1 protein-coding gene and 4 tRNA genes are annotated in these 1,713 nt (G+C 46.1%); 4 read left to right on the forward strand and 1 reads right to left on the reverse strand.

From position 1 onward, the window contains the following. Window positions 1–59: 59 nt before the first annotated feature. Window positions 60–914, reverse strand: coding sequence for a bifunctional methylenetetrahydrofolate dehydrogenase/methenyltetrahydrofolate cyclohydrolase FolD (folD, locus tag B4K11_RS09800; protein ID WP_292957546.1), 855 nt, complete (start codon window positions 912–914; stop codon window positions 60–62). 350 nt (window positions 915–1,264) lie between these two features. Between folD and B4K11_RS09805 the strand changes: the two genes are divergently transcribed. From B4K11_RS09805 to B4K11_RS09820, 4 genes are all read left to right on the forward strand, one after another. Continuing rightward, window positions 1,265–1,341: transfer RNA gene (locus tag B4K11_RS09805), tRNA-Arg, on the forward strand. 21 nt (window positions 1,342–1,362) lie between these two features. Further along, window positions 1,363–1,438, forward strand: a tRNA-His gene (locus tag B4K11_RS09810). A 15-nt stretch (window positions 1,439–1,453) separates the two neighbouring features. Further along, window positions 1,454–1,538 (forward strand) — tRNA-Leu (locus B4K11_RS09815). A gap of 18 nt (window positions 1,539–1,556) precedes the next feature. After that, window positions 1,557–1,632: transfer RNA gene (locus B4K11_RS09820), tRNA-His, on the forward strand. The last annotated feature ends 81 nt before the right edge of the window (window positions 1,633–1,713 follow it).

Genomic DNA, 1,713 nt, shown 5'->3' on the forward strand with positions numbered 1-1,713 from the left:
AAAACTATGGGACAGCAGTGGCCAATAGGCTGCCTTTTTTATTTTCACTCGTTTGCTAGTTAAGCATCTTGCTTGTTAGCCGCTTCAAGTGTGTTTTCCATAAGGGTTGCAACTGTCATTGGTCCAACACCTCCAGGAACGGGTGTAATGAACCCAGCGCTTTGCTCGGCAGCTTCAAAGCCCACATCTCCAACTAGGCGACCATCTTCAAGGCGGTTGATGCCTACGTCGATTACAGTGGCGCCTTCTTTTATCCATTCGCCTTTAACAAGGTTTGGGATGCCTACACCAACGACGACAAGGTCTGCACGGCGTACATGTGCTTCGAGGTCTTTAGTGAAACGGTGGGTTGTTGTGACAGTGCAGCCAGCAAGTAATAGCTCTAGACCCATTGGGCGACCAACAATATTCGATGCGCCAACGACAACAGCTTCCATGCCGTGAAGGTCTTGACCTGTTGACTCTAGCAGAGTCATAACGCCTTTAGGTGTGCAAGGACGAAGAACTGGCATGCGTTGAGCTAGTCTGCCTAAGTTAAAGGCGTGAAAACCGTCCACATCTTTATCTGGACGGATGCGCTCAAGTATCTCATTGCCATCAAGATGATCGGGTAAAGGAAGCTGTACTAAAATGCCATTACAAGTTGGATCAGCATTAAGCTCATCAACTAGATCAAGAAGAGCTTGTTGAGTCGTGTCTGCAGGAAGATCAAAAGAACGAGATTCAAAACCAACTTCTTCGCATGCGTTCTTCTTATTACGAACGTAAACCTGTGAAGCTGGGTCAAGACCTACCAGTACAACTGCTAAGCAAGGAGCTTTTTTGCCGTTATCTAAACGCTGCTGAACTCCTTCAGCAACTTTTTTACGAACATCTGCGGCAATTTGTTTGCCATCAATTATCTGCGCGCTCATTAAAGGGTGGTTCCTTTAGTAAAATATATCTGGTGCGAATTCTCTCATGGTTAGGATATAGCTCCAAGCGCCTTTTCCGAATTTCATCGATGAAAATTTTCAATAAAGGGCATGAAAACGTCATCGTTTAATAAGTGGTTGTTATAAAAGCGTGTTTTTTTGTATGTAAAGTAGCCATTTCTGGATAGAAGTTGAGCAATCTAACTCATTTATTTTCTTAGATAAAAAAAGTGTTGACGCTGAATTTAGAGGTGTATATTATTCGCACCTCCTTAAGACGAGGCACACGAAAACAGCTTACAAATAGTGTTTGAAGGGTGTTAAATTATTAAGGGCTGACGATGAGTCGGGCGCCTATAGCTCAACTGGATAGAGCAACGCCCTTCTAAGGCGTAGGTTCCAGGTTCGAGTCCTGGTGGGCGTACCATTGTCAGAATAGAGAATTATGGTGGGCATAGCTCAGTTGGTAGAGCTCCGGATTGTGATTCCGGCGGTCGTGGGTTCGAGCCCCATTGTCCACCCCATTTCTCTAAAGGTAAGCGGACGTGGTGGAATTGGTAGACACGCCAGATTTAGGTTCTGGTGCCGCAAGGTGTGAGAGTTCGAGTCTCTCCGTCCGCACCATTTGAAAGGCCCTTTGTGGTGGGCATAGCTCAGTTGGTAGAGCTCCGGATTGTGATTCCGGCGGTCGTGGGTTCGAGCCCCATTGTCCACCCCATGACATTGCAGTAGAAAAAGAAAGAACATTAAGTACCGTAAATGCGGACGTGGTGGAATTGGTAGACACGCCAGATTTAGG

Source organism: Neptuniibacter sp. UBA6509 (assembly GCA_002435145.1).
Classification (GTDB): domain Bacteria; phylum Pseudomonadota; class Gammaproteobacteria; order Pseudomonadales; family Balneatricaceae; genus Neptuniibacter.